A 15367-nucleotide genomic window follows, 5' to 3' on the forward strand; every position below is an offset into this window, starting at 1 on the left:
CGCCGGGGCTCGCTGGTCGGTCAGCGGGGCCCACGCCAAGGCCTTTGGCCGCTCCCAGCTATTCTCTCTCCGTCCAATCGTCTCTTTCGACACCGTGCGCCATGTCGCTTTCCCAGCAGCTTAGCCCCTTAGGGTTGATTCGGGGACGCACCCTCACCAGCCAGATGCTCCAGACCATCAACGCGACCCTACCCGAGCGTTCCCCGTTGCCGCTGCACCCCATCCACAAGAACTACATCGCCCGCGAGGCGACCAGCAACCTCGTGCTGAAGAACGACGCCGAGGTCTGGCTCACCTTCGTGCACGAAGGCGCAGGTTACAAGAACGCCGTGGGGTACTACCTCTATCCCGCCGATAACCTCCCGCGCAGCGTCGACGACATCCTCAACCGCATGATCGTGGTCTACCCCAACGCCTCCTATCAGGGTTCGGGTGGGGGGTTGCTCTCGGGCAACCGGGTCAAGCTCAAGTACTTCGACGGGACCAACTGGAGCGACGTCTTCCCGGCCGGGACCGGCATCGGCTGGTTCTTGGTGGCCAACGGTTGGCGCAGCAGCAGCACGGGGGTGCTCGAGCGCAGCTACGAGCAGACGGTCTTCTCGGACCCGGTGATCAACTACCAGCTCTACCGCACCCAGGGCATGAGCGTCGAGCAAAGCGCCCAGACCGTGCTGCTCTTCGACGACAACCGCCAGGCCCTGGTGCTGGGCTTCGAGGATATCTTGCGGCACCATGGCGGCGACGAGGACTTCAACGATGCCATCCTCCTCGTGGAGGCCAGCCCCTACACGGCGGTGAAGAAGGAGTCGATCCTGGTGCGCGACACCGTCAACCCCGACCTGACCCGCACCGCCGACCTCCTGCCCGCCGACGACCCACAAGCCGCCGATAGTGACGGGGATGGCGTCAACGACCCCTATGACGCCTACCCAGACGATCCTGAGCGGGCGTTCAACAACTACTTCCCCGCCAAAAGCGACTACGGCACCCTGGTCTTCGAGGACCTGTGGCCGCGTAAGGGCGACTACGACTTCAACGACGTGGTCGTGGACTACAACATCAACCACGTGACCAACGCCAGCAGCCAGTTGGTGCAGATCCAGGCGGAGTTCGTCCTCAAGGCTCTGGGCGGGGGCTGGCACGATGGCTTTGCTTTCTCTACCGACCTCCTGCCTGGCCAGGTCGAGAGCGTGACCTACCAGTGGCAGAAGAACGGCGGCTCCTGGCAGGCCGGACCGCCCCCCATCCACTACAGCTCAGACCGCAACCCCAACGGGACCGAAGCGGGCCAGGGTAAGGCGGTGTTCTTCGTCTTCGACGACGGCTACGACCTGCTCGAGCCCTCCCTGCCCACCCGCCCCTTCTACTCCAACGTGGTTCCCGAAGAGCCCTACAAGACCCCTGGGCGGGTGAGGATGACCATCAACCTGACCCAGCCCCTGCCTTTCACCACCCCGGGCACCCCGCCCTACAACCCTTTCATCATCGCTAACCCGGTCGTGCTGCAAGGGGATCGGTACGTGCCTGAGTGGAAGCGGGAGGTCGAGGTTCACCTAGCGGGCTTCCGCCCGACCGACAAGGCCGACGGGACCCTCTTCAAAACCCAGGACGACACCACCGACCCGGTGATCGGCCGCTACTACATCGACGGCATCGGACGCCCCTGGGGCCTGCACCTTCCCACCGAGCACAAGTACATCCGGGAAGAGCTGGATGGGCCTGGGGGCTGGGTCAGCCTGGGCATCGACATCCGGGAGGGGTACTTGAAGTTTGACCCCTGGATCTCCAGCGGGGGCTCGAGCTTCAAAGACTGGTACCGGGACATCGCGGGCTACCGCGACAACAGCAAGCTCATGAATTATCCCTCCCCCTCTGCAGCTCGCACCGACGCCGACTCGGACCCTTGAGAGGCTGGCTTGACCCGGGGAGGGGAGGGCATATGCAGGCTTGACCGTTATTCAGGGTTGAGGCTTGATAGGGATATGAACTTACGCGGAGCCTTGGCCTCATTGAACGATCCACGCTACCAGAGCCGGCGCTATCCGCTGTGGGGGGTGGTGGCATTAGTGCCACTCAGCCCTTGAGCAGGCGGGGGTCGAAGGCGAAGGGCCGGGGCTCGCCGACGTGCACCCGGCGGTACTGCGGGTGGGAGACGTTGAGCACGTAGTTGTGCTCCCAGGGCACCACCGCGCTGGGGACCCTCAGCAGCACGCTGGCGCCCTCGGCCGCCCAGCGGCTGCCCAGCTCCTTGGTGCTCGGGGGGGCGGGATCGGCCCTCCAGTCGGGGGGCAGGCGCGGCGGATCGAGGACCAACTCGGCGTCGAAGGTAACCGGGAAGGCCAGGTACTCCGGCAGCTCGGCGTAGCTCTCGGCGTGGATCAGCACCTCCAGCGCGGCCAGGCTGGCGGTGGAGGCCAGGTACACCACGCGGGCGCCGGGGTGGTTCCAGCGGTTGCCGTAGCGGAAGCTACCCTCGCCGTCGAAGGCGGTCTCGGCCCGGTGGCGGGTCACCAGGCGCCAGGCCTGCAGCCGCGGCATCTAGGCGGGGCCCCCGTCGAGGATGCGCTCGAGCACCCGCTCCACCTCCTCCGCCCCCAACGGGGTGCGGGCGTACTCCAGCGGGGTGGCCCCGCCCAGCGCCCGGTTGGGTCGGCTGAACCAGCGGGCCACCCCCTCAGGGGTGCGGAAGACCTGGGCGGCGTGGGTCACCAGCCGAGCCAGCCGCCACAGCCGCTCGCTCTCCTCCGGGGTGAAGCGCCCGCTTTGCTTGCGTCGGTGGAGGGTGGTGGGGGGGATACGCACCACCCAGGCTAAGCGCCGCTCGCCTACGCCCAGGCGCTCCAGCAGCCGGTCCCAGCCCTCCGCGGGCAGGCCGTCGAGCAGGTAGCGGATGCCCTCCTGGGTGTCGCGTGGATGTAGCCCGAAGAGGGCGAGGGACTCGAGGGCGGGGTCGTGCAGGGTCGCTGTCATGGCGTCTCACCGTTCCGTCTGAAATCTTACAATTTCCATTTGGCGGATGCGTGTCGAGCCTTCCAATCCGGTTCGGCGGGCGCAGCGCCGGTAGGCTTGGCCTCGAGCGCGACGGCTACCACCCGGGGGCCCGGGGCTTCTCATCCTGCCCCGCTCCCCTGTTCCAGCTAAGATAAAGCCATGAAGACGCTGCTGCCCCTGCTGGCCGTGTTCCTGCTGGCCGCGGCCACCCCCTGCGTGCTGGAGGGATGGCTGCTGGCGGGGGCGCTGGCGATGGACCTGCCGCTGGGCTACACCGGCACGCTGCGCTACAGCCAGCTGCGTGAGGGGGAGCTGGCGGCGGGCTGCGACCGGGCGGTGGGCGGTCCCGGGGCGCTGGTGCTGCTGCGCTCGGCGGCCGAGCTGCGGCTGCGCAGCGAGGGCCCGCTGGCGGTGGACCTCTCCTACCGCCGCGAGGGGTACTGGGGGGAGAACCTGGGGCAGACCTTCACCCGGGGGGTGCTCGAGGGCGAGGCCGGCTTCCGCGTGCGGCTCCTCGGGCTGGAGCTGGTGCCGTCGGCGGCCTACAGCCGCATCTGGTTCGAGGGCGTGGACGGGGCCGACCCGGCGGTGTGGGAGGCCGCCGACGTGGACAACCCTGAGCGCGGGGAGCGCCAGACCTTCCGGCTGCGCCTGGCCTGGAGCGGCCAGCTCGGCGCGGCGGGGCTCGAGGGCGAGCTCTCGTGGCGCAACACCCTCTACCCCGACTACACCGCCAGCCACTACGGCGGCCGCGCCGCGCTCACCTGGGGCCTGGGCGGGGTGAGGCTGGGCCTGGAGGGGGGCTACTTCGCCGGCGACAACCTCGAGCTGCTGCGCCACGAGCCCCGCGACGCCCGGGGGGTCTCGGGCAGCCTGGGCTACGTCGGCCTCAGCCTGGCCTTCGACGGCGGCGAGGTGAGCTACAAGAGCGACACCGCCGGGGGGGTGCGCTTCGGCGTGCGCTACGCCTGGAGGTTTTGAGGTCCATTGGCCTTCCACTGAAACCGGGACATGTGCATCCTTGGGTACGGACGCAACCATGCCCTGCCGGCGCGAGATCAGCGCCCCCCGGCCTGCTGCCGGCCCCCGGTATGGAAGCCGCCCCTGTCGGGATTCCGTCGGTGACCACTCTCACGGGCGGTGCCGACACTGAGGAATGTCCTGATCATTCTCTGGCCTGGTGTTGACAAACCCCCATAAGCCGTCTATTAATAGACCTGTTCCAGAGGCATGCCGGACATACCAACCCATGCTTAGTATGCGTAGGTCAGCCACCTAAGTATTTAGTTTTTTGTTGGCGCACCATCCAGGGATTTCTCTGATATTCCCGTACATTTGGCGGAGGAGGTGGGATCAGAGTTATATTGAACGCCTGGCGTAGGGGGAAGTGAGGGATGCATTCTAATTCCTTCCGAAAGTTTACCTTATTGGTTGGGGGGCTAGCGCTTGTGTTGGCTGGGTGCAGCCAGCAGACCGTTGACCGTAACTCGGGCGCACGGCCTTCAATTGCCAGCCAAAGCTCGGGCACACGGCGCCCGCTGTTCGATGGAAAGACGGCCTTTGAAGGTGTTTTCTTCGGGAAAGGCCCTGTTGCCGAACATCTTCCCGGCCTTTGGCAGTCGGCAAAGGTCAGGAGCCTCCACGCCAAGATAAGCCCTGAGGCGCGTGCAAGGGCAGACGATCTTCAGCGCTCTCTCATCGCAAACATCGAGGCACAAGACCCCGGTTTCTTCACACGTTTTGCCAAGTTGGTCCAGAGCGGTGATCCCGTAGCTGTGAGCGATGCCATCATCGAGGGCGGAGATAAGATTGAGCAAGCTCTGCGACAGGGCGGGGTCCCGGTACAGTTGGTCAACAAGAGGGACCTGGCGAGCACGCTAGGGACAGTCAACTACACGGTAAACACCAACTATCAGGTCAATGTCTCCGCAGTTGTGGCTGTGATCTTCGTTTTTGGGTTATTCTTCGTGATAATCGTGGTTCCCGCTGGCGGCGTGGACCCTTCCGGGAACTTGAGCAGGTCTGCCCTTTCCGGGGATCTTACGGTGCAATACATTGCTGATCAGTTGTACGTCCCAGGGATCGCCCCATAAGCAAGTGGCGGGTAGTTGTTGTTCAAATAGGGGTTGAATGAGCGAGCCCTCCCCAGACCGTCACCGCCCGGCACTACTACCATTCGTGGCAGCGTTGTTTCTCGGCTGGTGCCTCTTAGCGGCTTTATCCCTTATGGCCTCGCAACCTACTACCGCGCTCAGCTTGGGGGCTGTGGATTCAGCCAGGCCCTATGTCACTGGGATTCTGCCACAGGGCTGGGGTTTTTTCACCAAGAGCCCCCGCGACGAGCAGTTCTACCTCTTTGTAAGGGGCCCAGACGGGGCGTGGGTGCCGGGCTTGCGCGGCCCGCTAAGCGCTCCCGGGAACTTCCTCGGTTTGGACAGGTTCGTCCGGGCGCAGAGCATCGAGTTCGGACTGCTGGTATCCAGCTTGGGAACGGATGCCTGGACGGCCTGCCGGGGACTGCTGGACGCCTGTGTGCGCACGGCCAAGGTGGGCGTGTCGCTCACGAACCCCTCCCCACATAGGCTGATTTGCGGCCCGGTGGCCTTCGTCATGCGCAAGCAGGTTCCGTGGGCTTGGACCCGCAGCAAACGCCCCGTGCAGATGCCGTACCGCTTGGCCCTCGTGGAGGTGCAGTGCTGAAGGCTATTGGGCAGCTCATCGCCACAGCCGACGTGCGAGTGAGGGAGTACGCGGCATTGCGTAATCCCTGGACCAACGTCTACGGGCTGGCGAGGTCGCTCCTGGCCCTCGGAACTCTTTGTACCCTCCTCCTGAACGACACCAGCAAGCTCTTCCGCCCGGGGGCGGGGGTGGACTCATTTCCGATCTGCTCCTTCGCCTCTCAAGCAAGCATCTACTGCCTCCTGGGGAGCTCTCACCTCGAGATCGCAAGGTGGGTCTCCATCATCGTGTTGTTCCTGGTCATCAGTGGCTATTTTCCTCGCTGGACCGCGATCCCACACTGGTGGGTCACCTTCAGCCTCTCGAGCTCGGCGATCGTGGTCGACGGTGGCGATCAGGTTTCGTCAGTGTTGACCCTGCTGATGATCCCACTGGCACTGGGTGACAGCCGCCTGAACCACTGGCTTGCAGCCCCGGGTGAGCCAGGGAACCTGTACACCCGCTGGGTGGCCCTGTCAGCGGCTGCGGCGATCCGGCTGCAGGTAGCTGGCATCTACTTCCACGCCTCGATCAAGAAGATGCAGGTTCCCGAGTGGGTTGACGGGACTGCGATGTACTACTGGCTGAACTCGAACATCTTCGGGTTGCCCGAGCAGCTCAGGCCGCTATTCGCCCCCCTGCTGTTGGGCCCCACGGTCGCGGTGGCAACCTGGGGGGTCGTTCTGCTCGAGCTGATCCTGGCCGCAGCGTTATTCATGCCGAGCACAAGGTGGAGGCCACTCCTCTTGCTGGGCGCTGTTTTTCACGCTGCCATTGCTGTGTTCATGGGGATCACGAGCTTCGCGATAGCGATGATGGCAGCGCTGGTGCTGTTTCTGACGCCTGTGGAACACCACCTGCACCTCCTCTGGCCGATGGGGCGGGGCAGACCCGCTGTGGGCGGAAGGGGTGCGAGCGCTGACCCTTACGCTGCCCACGGCCGCTCAGCCTATGATGGTGAAAATGGACCAGCGTGAGGGGTTCTTGTTCAAGGAAACCCAGTCTACCCCCGGGCTTAGCTGGTTCCTCCTAGCTGTGCTCGCGCTCTCCTTCGCCGTGTTGCAGCTCGAACCGGGTCTCTCTAGGTCGGGGGGAAGCGTAGCTCTATTTCTCCTGATCCTGTGGGCAGCGGTCGGCTTTGTCTTTTCCAGCTTTACAGTCGAAGTGGATAAGCAATCGATCCGGGTTCACCTGAGGGGAGGCTTCTTCCGCAAGCAATTCCCTGTTTCCGAGGCTGTAGAAGTGGGCGTTGAGGAACTCAACCCCTTCCTGGGCTTCGGTGTGCGTTACCGCTCAGGTCTGTTCGTATTCCGGCTGAACGCTGGGCCGGTGGTGCGGGTTCGCTTCGCCAATGGTGATGTTCTGTTGATCAGCCATCCCCGCGCCGAGGACCTCGCCCGTGCAATCAGCACTGCCATGTGGTTGTCGAGGAGGGCAGGCTAGCCCCGGCAGCGTTGGTATAGGGGGGTACATGCTTTGGAGAACGAGAAGAAGATCGAACTGGGTAGCCGTCGCCTATTGGGTCGGGATCACCGCGTTGCTGGTTTATCTAGTCGCGTCGGGCTTGACCCTATCCACGTCCGCAGTCCCGCTGGCAGGCAAGCTGCTTTACTGGGCCCTCGTTTTCCTGGCCTTCTACCTGGTGTTCAGCTTGGAGTTCCTGCTACGCTACAGGATTGAACCCGACCGGGTCCTGGTGCGGGGGCTGCTGGGCTGGTTCGCATTCCGTTTACACGACATCGTGCGTGTGGAGAAGGCTTCCTACAAGGTCCGGCTCCGGGTGGCGGGCATCAGCGGGCCGACCCTGGCATTCGGCCGTTTCAACACCGACACCCACGGTTTGGTGCGGATCTACGGTAGAGGTGGGAGTGGTGAGGGCGTGATTCTGGGATTGAGGGATGGGGCGAAGGTCATACTCACTCCAGAGAAGCAGGACGATTTCATTCAGCTGCTAAGGGAGTACAACTACCCAGTGGTCGGTTAGCTTTGAGCTGGGTTAAGGCGTCTGCCATCGACAGAAAGTGCTTTCGGCTGAACAATCTTAGGCGAATAGGCGGCGTAGGCCGGGATCGATCCGATCCCGGCCTACCGTCATGTCCCCTGTGCCTAGCGGCTCACAGCTCGATGAGCGGCGCCAGCCGCAGCAGCTCGAGCACCTCCTCCCACGGCCGCACGCGGCCGCGGTAGAACACCTCGGGGCCCGGCGCCCCCTCCACCGTGAGCAGCCCCCGGCGCCCCGCGCAGGAGGCGCCCTCGGTCAGGCTGCCCCGGCCCACGTAGAGGTCGCGGCGCGCGGCCGCGGCGGCCCGGCACAGCACCTCGAGGGTGGGGCGCTCGAGGTGGCGCTGCCAGCCCTGCGAGACCCACGCCGCGCCCAGCGGGGCGTACCAGCGGCGCTGCGCGTAGCCGTAGGCCGCCCCGTCACGGCGCAGGGCCACGAAGGGGTGCAGGGCGCGGGTCCCGGTCAGCCGCCCGATGGCGGCGGTCACCTCGGCGAAGCCCGCCCCCAGCAGCAGGTGCTCCTCGAGGGCCAGCCCGTCGCGGCCGCCCTCGCAGGGGTGGGTGACGAACTCCTCGCGCCGCACCCCCACCAGCGCCCGCACCGCCCCGCCCTCGCGCCAGAACACCACCCGGGCGACGGTGGCCTCCTCGCCCGCGCGCACGGGCGGGTGGGTGACCCACACCCCCGCGTCGTAGGTGCGCAGGGCGTCGGCCAGGGCCCAGGGGTTGGGGTCGGCGTAGGTGTTGCGGCCGCGGCGCCGGTCCACGCCGGCGGCCAGCTCGCCCAGGCGCTGCAGCACCGCGCGCGCTTCGCCCGGGGCCGGGTGGAATTGGAATTCCCCGTGCATGCTCCCTCCTCAGTCTTAGCCGAGGGTGAGCCCCTCGGGCACCACCACCTTCTCTACCCCGGTGTGCCCGACGACGATGAGCACGTCGCCGGGGTTGAAGGGGACGCGCGGGTCGAGCCGCACCCCCAGCCCGGTGAGCAGCGCGGCGAACTCCGCCGCGCCTTCGTCCATCGCCACCACCTCACGGGCCCCCTGAAGGAGCGCCCGGGCCTCGGGCTCGCTGACGGGCTCCCCCTGGGACAGCCGGCCTTGCAAGACGATCGCTCTCATTCTCACTCTACCTCCTATCAGTAAGCAGTATATCGCTTCTCTCATGAAGCGCAGAGCCCCGCCCGCGGGCGGGGCTACAATGGCCGCATGGGCTACCTGTACAGCCTTGACCGCTGCCACGAACTCCAGCTGGGGGTCTTGCGCTACGAGCACGGGACGAACTTCGGCGGCCCCGGCCCCCTCTTCGCGCGGGAGAACGTGTCGGGCAGCCTCGAGCAGCTGCCCGCCTGGATGGCGCGGGGGGCGGCGGGGGCGCTGGGGGATCGGGCGCGCGCGGTGTGGGAGGTCCTCAGCCGGGCGGACCCCGCCGCCTTGCCCCCCCGGCTGCGCGCCGTGCTGGCAGGGGCGGGCGTGGGACCTGACCCCGGCGTGTCGGTGCGGCTGACCCTCTTCAGCACCGGCCACGTCGCCGTGTTCGTGAGCGAGCAGCGGCCGGGGCTGGGCCACCTGCCGCTGTGGCAGGGTCTGTTCAACCCCGACGGCAGCCGCTCCCCGAAACTGCGCGACCACGAGGCGGAGGCGCTGCGCCGGGCGCTGCCCCACCTGCCCGAGCGCCCCGAGGCCCTGCTGCTGCTGCGGGGCCTGGCCCGGGCCCTGCGCTGGCTGGAAGGGGGGGACGCGCTCGACGGCTGGGGCACCCCCCAGCCCCCGCTCGAGCCCTCCCAGCGTGAGCGGCTGCGCCCCGTGGTGGAGCAGGCGGTGCTGGAGTGGCAGGGCGACCTGCTGGCCTGGCTGGAGGACGGGCGGCCGCGCTGGCGCTGGCTGGAGGCGGCGCTGCTGGACCCCGCTAAGCCTGCCAGCCCGCGGGCTTAGCGCCCCCGCTGCCCGGCCCGGTCGGGTGCTCCTGCGTGGTTAGTGATATCCTTCTATATGATAGGAGGAAATATGCACGAAGAGCAGACGACGAGCCTCGAGCGGCGCTTCACCCCCTACGGCGCGGCCTTCTACTGGCGCGGGGAGCTGGTCGGCTACGCCGACGAGGCCGCGCCCCTGCACTGGCCCCGCGGGCTGGGACCGCAGGAGGTGCTGGCGGCTGGGGGGTTGAGCCTGGAGGAGCGGCACCGCCTGATGCTGTGGGCGCAGGGTTTTGCGCTGCCGCCGAGGTACGAGGCCCTTGGACGCTACTTCGGCTGCGTCGCCTGCCCCCAACCCCGCTACTTCTACCTCGGCCGACCCCTGGAGCACCCCGAGCAGGTCGATGACTGGGACGAGGCCCTGGCCGACCTCGACAACCGCGCACGTGCCCACCTGGCGGCCTGGCGACGCACCGGCCGCTGGGACCTGAGCCGGGTGGAGGACTGGGGGGTGGCGCTCCTCGGGTTCCTCTACGAGGGCGGCCGGGTGCTGTTGGACCCGCAGGGCCACGAGCTGTACCGCAGCAGCGACCATGCGCCGCGCCCCGAGCTACTGCGCTGGTTGGCGAGCGCCCCGACCGCGTTGCTGGAGAAGCTGGGGGGGAGCACCTTCCAGGTTTGGAAGGTCAACCCCCACACCCCGCCCGACCTGACCCCGCTGTGCACCTGGGAGCGGCACGGCCGCCCCTGGATGCTCGTCCGCCTGAACGGTGAGGTCTGGTTGCTGGGGCCGCAGGACGAGCCCCGCGGGGGCGGGCCTGAGACCGACGGCCTCCTCAGGGCTGCCGTTGCGCCGGGGGTGTGGCTCATCCCGCGGGCCAGGCGGGCCAGCGCCCGCCTGGCCCCCCTCTTCTCGCCCCACGACCCCACCGCGCCGCTGTGGGTCCACGCCACCACCGGCGCCCGCATCGAGGGCGCGAAGCTGGGGGAGGTCACCTCGGTGCGCCTCCTGCGGCTGGACGGTTTCGAGGTGCTGGTGACGAACGCCCGGTGGGTCTATGCCCGCCATGGGGACCGGTGGCAGATGATCGGGCCCCACTGCGAGGAGGGACTGCTGCTGGCCCTGGCGCGCGAGCGATTGATCGACCTGAGCCCGCTGGCGCAGCGCTGGGGGCAGCAGCTGCCCCAGGGCCTGCTGTTGGTGCAATACCTCGGCGAGCTGGATGGCGTGGTCTACGGGATTCATCCCGGTGGCATCGTCGCACTGAGCCGGAGGGGCTGCTGGAAAGTCTGGTCGGGGGCTTCCCGGGAGGAGTACGTCGCGGAGCTGCGGCGGCAGGGGCTGCGGGCCCTCGAGGTCCAGACCCGGCTGGCGGCCCTCTAGCCGCGAGGGCCGCGCGGGAGGCACGGCAACAGTGGGGCGGGCCGCTGGGCCCGCCCTTCTTCGTGCTGTGCCTGTGGGCGCTAACGATCCTCCGGCCGGTCCTCGCGGCGGCGGGGCACGGCCCGGGCAAGCCCGGGCAGCACCTCCTCCACCAGCACCGCCAACAGCCCGCCCAGGCCGAACACCGCCACCATGGTCGCCAACACGATCACCGTCGCATCGCTCATGCTTTTCCTCCTATCGAGAAAAAGCATAGCATAATCAAGCGAGCGGGTTGGCGGCACCCTGGGTCGGCGGCCGGGGGCGCTCAGCGCAGGGCGGGGGAGGGGCCGTCCCGTTCTGGCTGCTCACCGGGCGGGGCAGCCGTGCCCTGGGCCAGGCGCTGCTCCAGCACCTCCCGCAGCGAGTAGAAGCTGCGCCCGTAGGCCAGCCGGGGGCGCAGCCGGCCCTGGCGGGTCCACTCCAGCACGGTGCGCGCCTCCACCCCCGCGCGCGCCGCCGCCTCACGCAGGGGCACCAGCTCGCCCTGCAGGCCCTGCTCGAGCAGGGCCTGCAGGAGGGCCACGCTCAAGGGGTCGAGGCACAGCCGCCGCCCGCCCGCCCGCACCTCCACCGGGCGGTGGGGGTAGGGCCGGAGCAGGGCGAGCAGCTCGAGCAGGTTGCCCGGCACCGGCTCGACGCGGACCGGGGGCTTGGGGTCGGCGTTCATCCACCGCATGGCTTGAATGATACATCAATAACGGATAGGAGTAATTCCTTATCTCTAGTAGCCGATCTCGCCCTATTTACAGCTCTATCGGTCAAAGGTACGATTTTTCATGATAGGAGGTAATGGTATGAACGACGCCAACAAAGCGGTCAACAAAGCGGTCGGAATCGCTCTCGCTGGCTCCGTCCCGGTCCATCTCATCGGGGCCCCCGGCGTGGGCAAGACGGCGCTCGTGCAGAGCCTGGCCCGGCGCTGGGGCCGGCACCTGGAGGTGGTGGTCGCGAGCAACCGCGACCGCACCGACTTCGGCGGCTTCCCGGTGCTGGAGAGGGGCGAGGTGCTGCTGGCCCCGCAGGCCTGGGTGAAGCGGCTCCTGGCCCCCCAGGGTGCCATCCTCTTCCTCGACGAGATCGGGGGTTGCCCCCCCGACGTCCGCCCCGCGATGCTCCGCGTGCTCGCGGAGCGCTGGGTGGGGGAGGTGCGGCTGCCGCCCGAGCGGGTGGCCATCGTGGCCGCGTCCAACCCCAGCGAGTGGGGGGAAGGCGAGGGGCCGGAGTCCTTCAGCCTGGCCATGCGCACCCGCATGGCCCACCTGCACTACCCGGCCCCCGGGGCGCAGGAGTTCGCCCAGGCGCTGCTCTCGGGCTGGGGCGACCCCCTCGCCGGCGTGGAGTTGCCCCCCGCGCAGGCGGTGGACGCGCGCGCGGGGGAGGCTAAGGCGCTGGTGGCGGGGTTCCTCGCCCGCTACCCCGAGGCGGTGGCCCCGACCCCCAAGCCGGGGCAGGAGGTGTGGGGCTGGCCCAACCCCCGCACCTGGGAGCGCATGGCCGTCCCCGCGCTGGCCGCCTGGCTGGCGCTGGGCGCCCGCGAGGCCGACCGCGAGGCGTTGGAGCTGCTGCTGGTGGGGATCCTCGGCCCCTACGGCCAGACCTTCGGGGCCTGGCTGCGCGAGCAGGACCTGCCCGACCCCGAGGCCATCCTGGCCGACCCCGAGAGGCACCCGCTGCCCGGCCGGGCCGACCTGGCCTACGCCACGGTCGGCGCCCTCACGGCCGCGGTGGTGCGCCAGCCCAGCGCGGCGCGCTGGGACGCCGCCTGGCGCTTCCTGCGCCGCCTGGCCCCCGACCTGCAGATCATCGGGGCCCGGACCCTGGCCGCGGCCTACCGCGAGGGCGAGTGGGGCCGGCAGGGCCTGCGCCTGCCGCAGTGGATCGAGGGGAACCTCCCCTTGGTGAGCCGGGTGGAGGCGGCCAAACAGTAGCCCCCCGAGGCAAAGAGGCAAAAAGGACGGGCCCCGCGTTCGCGGGGCCCCGCTTCTGGTAGAACAGGTCCGGCGGTGCGCCGTCGCCGCGACCTCGATTTGGCGCGGCGAGCTGAAAATGACCCGCCCGGCCGCCCGCCGGGGCCTAGTCTGGTCTAGGCCCCGGAAGGGGGTTAAGGGGTTAAGAGGCTAAGCTGATGGTCACACTTTGGACGGACGGGTCGGTGCTCGCGGGGGAGGCCAGCCGCTACGCGGTCTGGGCGGTGGTGCTGGGGCGCCCGTGCCAGCCCAAGCGGGCGCTGGTGGGCTGGTCCCATAAGGACGGGCACGGCTCGCCCCACGCGCTGCGCCTGCCGCCGATGGAGGGGCCGGTCCACCCGCACCGCGCCGAGCTGATCGCGGTGATCCAGGGGCTGCACCAGGCGAGGCTGGCCGGGCACCGGCGGGTGCTCCTGCGCACCGACGCCCAGAGCCTGGTGCGCGCGCTCAACTCCGACGGGCTGTACGCGCTGTCGCTGCGCCAGGAGCTCGACCTGCCGCTGTGGGCGTTGTACTACGGCTTCAAGGGGGGCTTCGAGTGGGTGCGGGTGCGCTGGGTCCGGCGCGCGCGGCTGCAGCCGATCCACGCGCTGGCCTACGGCTACGTCCACGCCCTGCGCGCGGAACGGCCGGTCCTGGCGGAACCGGCCGTGGCGGCGGGCTAGAGCTCCCGCCCCTCCTCCTCGACGTCGAGGCTGGGCAACACCGGCCGGCGCCGGCCGGCGCCGGCCTGCAGCTCCTCGCCCGGGCGCAGGTGGCGGGTGGGCACGCGGGACGCGCGCAGCGCGAGGGACACGAAGCTCCGCAGCGCCTCGAGCATGCGGTTGCGCTCGTGCTGGGTGAATTTCCTCTCGGCAAGCTCCTCGAGCACGTCGGTGGGCACCCCGTGGGTCAGCTCGAGGCGCAGCGCGAGCTGCCGGGCGTGCTCGAGGTCGGCCGGGGTGCTGCCCTCGTAGGGGCAGACCATGCACACGAGCTCGTCGCCGCGGGTGATGGCGACGTAGCTGGGTTGGCCGTAGGGGTCGTCGCAAACGCCGTCCTGGAGCCGAATTCGGGAAACGTGGTAGGTCATGGGGCCTCCTGATTCCGTGTCCGTTCCAGCTTACCTCGGCACCCCTCAGCGGGCAATGGGCTCGGCGGCCCCCACCAGCTCCAGGCGGTAGCCGGGGTCGGGGTGCTCCTCGACGTGGAAGGCGATCTCCAGCAGCTCCCCCTCCATCACCCGCTCGTCCCCGCGCCACAGCACCGCCGGGCGGGCGTCCATCTCCAGGAAGGCCAGCAGGTCGGGCGGCTCGGCGCGGGGAAGGGCGTAGGCCGCGACGGCCGCGATCCCTCGCCCGCAGATCGCCTCGGCCTCCTCGGCCTTGAGGCTGTGGACCAGTTCCCGGACCAAGTCTTCGTCGGCGGCTTCCAGGACTTTCTCCCATAGACTGGGCATGCTGGACATAGCCTGTATTATGCCACCCGCGGAAAAGGCCCCCGGTCATTTGACCGGGGGCTGCTCCAGGCTGTGGCTATGCCCTACAGGCTCAACAGCGCCGCGGCCGTGGAAGCCGAGGGCGGGGTCGTAGTCGAGCTGCTCGAGCTGCACCTCGGCGAGGAAGGGCGAGGGGCTCTGGGCGCCCTTGGGGCTCTTGAGCGAGCACGACAGGAAGAGCTGCTCCTTGGCGCGCGTCACCGCCACGTAGAACAGCCGGCGCTCCTCCTCTAGGGCCTCGAGGTCGCCCTGGGCCTTGCGCAGGGGGAAGACCCCCTGGTTGAAGCCGAAGAGGAAGACCACGCTGAACTCCATGCCCTTCGAGGCGTGCACGGTCATCAGCTGCACCCCCCGGCCTTCGGGGGCGCTCTCGACGGCCTCCAGCGACAGCGCGCTCAGCAGGTCGCCCAGCGGCGCGTCGGGGTTCTTCTCCCGCCAGCGCTGGACCTGCTCCAGCAGGGCCTCGACGTTGCGCTCGCGGCTGAGGAGGGCCTCCGCCGACCCGTCGGCCTCGCGCGCCAGGAAGGCGGCGAAGCCGATGCCCTCCAGCAACTCCTCCAGCACCTCCCGCGGGGGGTCGGTGTGGACGTAGGGGGCGTGGCGGCGCAGGGCCGAGGCCAGGCGGCGGGCGTCCTGCCGGGCCTGCTCGGTGCGCAGGCCCTTGAGGCAGGCGGGGTCGCAGAAGGCCTCCAGCGGGCCGAGCCCGCGGGCCTTGCCCTCCTCGAGCACCTTGCTCACCCCCGCCGCGCCCGCGCCCTCGACGAGCTCCTCGACCAGGAGGCCCACGTTGAGCGGGTCCGGCCGCAGCAGGGCCTTGAGGGCGGTGAGGACCAGCTGGACCTCGCGCCGCTCGTAGAAGGAGCTGGTGGCCA

At 68.8% G+C, this 15367-nt stretch carries 20 protein-coding genes; 11 read left to right on the forward strand and 9 right to left on the reverse strand.

The annotated features are described in order from the left end of the window. Positions 1–134 precede the first annotated feature (134 nt). Positions 135–1907 carry an LruC domain-containing protein gene (locus tag Mrose_RS15690; protein ID WP_182482866.1) on the forward strand — a complete coding sequence of 591 codons (1773 nt, stop codon included), beginning with the start codon at positions 135–137 and terminating at the stop codon, positions 1905–1907. Between the two features lie 166 nt (positions 1908–2073). Here Mrose_RS15690 and Mrose_RS15695 read toward each other — a convergent pair whose 3' ends face one another. Both Mrose_RS15695 and parS read right to left on the reverse strand, forming a co-directional pair. Next, entirely contained in the window at positions 2074–2538 is a 465-nt protein-coding gene (locus Mrose_RS15695) for an RES family NAD+ phosphorylase (RefSeq protein ID WP_119279860.1), read from the reverse strand. Beyond that, a complete protein-coding gene (gene parS, locus Mrose_RS15700) occupies positions 2539–2970 on the reverse strand; it encodes a type II RES/Xre toxin-antitoxin system antitoxin (protein ID WP_119279862.1) in 432 nt (143 codons plus the stop codon). 180 nt (positions 2971–3150) lie between these two features. Between parS and Mrose_RS15705 the strand changes: the two genes are divergently transcribed. The 6 genes from Mrose_RS15705 (at position 3151) to Mrose_RS15730 (ending at position 7696) form a co-directional block, all read left to right on the forward strand. Beyond that, positions 3151–3972, forward strand: a complete 822-nt coding sequence (locus tag Mrose_RS15705) for a hypothetical protein (protein WP_119279864.1) — start codon at positions 3151–3153, stop codon at positions 3970–3972. Positions 3973–4442: 470 nt separating this feature from the next. Continuing rightward, a complete protein-coding gene (locus Mrose_RS15710) occupies positions 4443–5084 on the forward strand; it encodes a sporulation delaying protein family toxin (RefSeq protein WP_147371684.1) in 642 nt (213 codons plus the stop codon). Positions 5085–5217: 133 nt separating this feature from the next. Beyond that, positions 5218–5691, forward strand: a complete 474-nt coding sequence (locus Mrose_RS15715; protein ID WP_245969991.1) for an SdpA family antimicrobial peptide system protein — start codon at positions 5218–5220, stop codon at positions 5689–5691. Next, a complete protein-coding gene (locus tag Mrose_RS15720) occupies positions 5685–6689 on the forward strand; it encodes a sporulation-delaying protein SdpB family protein (protein WP_182482868.1) in 1005 nt (334 codons plus the stop codon). The genes Mrose_RS15715 and Mrose_RS15720 overlap by 7 nt, the downstream gene beginning before the upstream one ends. After that, a complete protein-coding gene (locus Mrose_RS15725; RefSeq protein ID WP_119279872.1) occupies positions 6676–7155 on the forward strand; it encodes a hypothetical protein in 480 nt (159 codons plus the stop codon). Before Mrose_RS15720 ends, Mrose_RS15725 begins: the two co-directional genes overlap by 14 nt. 28 nt (positions 7156–7183) lie before the next feature. Then, positions 7184–7696, forward strand: coding sequence for a PH domain-containing protein (locus Mrose_RS15730; RefSeq protein ID WP_119279874.1), 513 nt, complete (start codon positions 7184–7186; stop codon positions 7694–7696). A 130-nt stretch (positions 7697–7826) separates the two neighbouring features. Here the strand turns inward: Mrose_RS15730 and Mrose_RS15735 are convergent, their stop codons facing one another. Both Mrose_RS15735 and Mrose_RS15740 read right to left on the reverse strand, forming a co-directional pair. After that, positions 7827–8561 (reverse strand): hypothetical protein, encoded by a 735-nt coding sequence (locus Mrose_RS15735; RefSeq protein ID WP_119279876.1) that lies wholly within the window; start codon positions 8559–8561, stop codon positions 7827–7829. A gap of 15 nt (positions 8562–8576) precedes the next feature. Continuing rightward, complete coding sequence (locus Mrose_RS15740; RefSeq protein ID WP_027890921.1) at positions 8577–8831, reverse strand: hypothetical protein; 255 nt, start codon at positions 8829–8831, stop codon at positions 8577–8579. An 87-nt stretch (positions 8832–8918) separates the two neighbouring features. Here Mrose_RS15740 and Mrose_RS15745 point away from each other — a divergent pair, with 87 nt between their 5' ends. Beyond that, positions 8919–9644: a hypothetical protein gene (locus tag Mrose_RS15745; protein ID WP_119279878.1), complete on the forward strand. Its 726-nt coding sequence runs from the start codon at positions 8919–8921 to the stop codon at positions 9642–9644. Between the two features lie 72 nt (positions 9645–9716). Next, positions 9717–11009 (forward strand): hypothetical protein, encoded by a 1293-nt coding sequence (locus Mrose_RS15750; protein WP_119279880.1) that lies wholly within the window; start codon positions 9717–9719, stop codon positions 11007–11009. A gap of 80 nt (positions 11010–11089) precedes the next feature. Here the strand turns inward: Mrose_RS15750 and Mrose_RS19000 are convergent, their stop codons facing one another. Then, positions 11090–11236 (reverse strand): hypothetical protein, encoded by a 147-nt coding sequence (locus tag Mrose_RS19000; protein ID WP_182482869.1) that lies wholly within the window; start codon positions 11234–11236, stop codon positions 11090–11092. 80 nt (positions 11237–11316) lie between these two features. Continuing rightward, positions 11317–11727: a hypothetical protein gene (locus Mrose_RS15755; protein ID WP_119279882.1), complete on the reverse strand. Its 411-nt coding sequence runs from the start codon at positions 11725–11727 to the stop codon at positions 11317–11319. Positions 11728–11845: 118 nt separating this feature from the next. On the opposite strand from Mrose_RS15755, the gene Mrose_RS15760 reads away from it, so the two are divergent. After that, positions 11846–12979 (forward strand): ATP-binding protein, encoded by a 1134-nt coding sequence (locus tag Mrose_RS15760; protein ID WP_182482870.1) that lies wholly within the window; start codon positions 11846–11848, stop codon positions 12977–12979. Between the two features lie 197 nt (positions 12980–13176). Next, the gene (locus tag Mrose_RS15765) at positions 13177–13683 is read left to right on the forward strand and encodes a reverse transcriptase-like protein (RefSeq protein ID WP_119279886.1); all 507 of its coding nucleotides are present in this window, start codon (positions 13177–13179) and stop codon (positions 13681–13683) included. Here Mrose_RS15765 and Mrose_RS15770 read toward each other — a convergent pair. The 3 genes from Mrose_RS15770 to Mrose_RS15780 all read right to left on the reverse strand — a co-directional run. Further along, positions 13680–14090 (reverse strand): hypothetical protein, encoded by a 411-nt coding sequence (locus Mrose_RS15770; RefSeq protein ID WP_119279888.1) that lies wholly within the window; start codon positions 14088–14090, stop codon positions 13680–13682. The genes Mrose_RS15765 and Mrose_RS15770 overlap by 4 nt on opposite strands. A 45-nt stretch (positions 14091–14135) precedes the next feature. Further along, complete coding sequence (locus Mrose_RS15775) at positions 14136–14465, reverse strand: hypothetical protein (RefSeq protein WP_119279890.1); 330 nt, start codon at positions 14463–14465, stop codon at positions 14136–14138. A 36-nt stretch (positions 14466–14501) separates the two neighbouring features. Next, positions 14502–15367, reverse strand: an 866-nt coding sequence (locus tag Mrose_RS15780; protein ID WP_147371685.1) for a 3'-5' exonuclease, incomplete at its 5' end; no start/stop codon positions are given.

Origin of the sequence: Calidithermus roseus (genome assembly GCF_003574095.1) — a bacterium.
Taxonomy (GTDB): Bacteria; Deinococcota; Deinococci; order Deinococcales; family Thermaceae; genus Calidithermus; species Calidithermus roseus.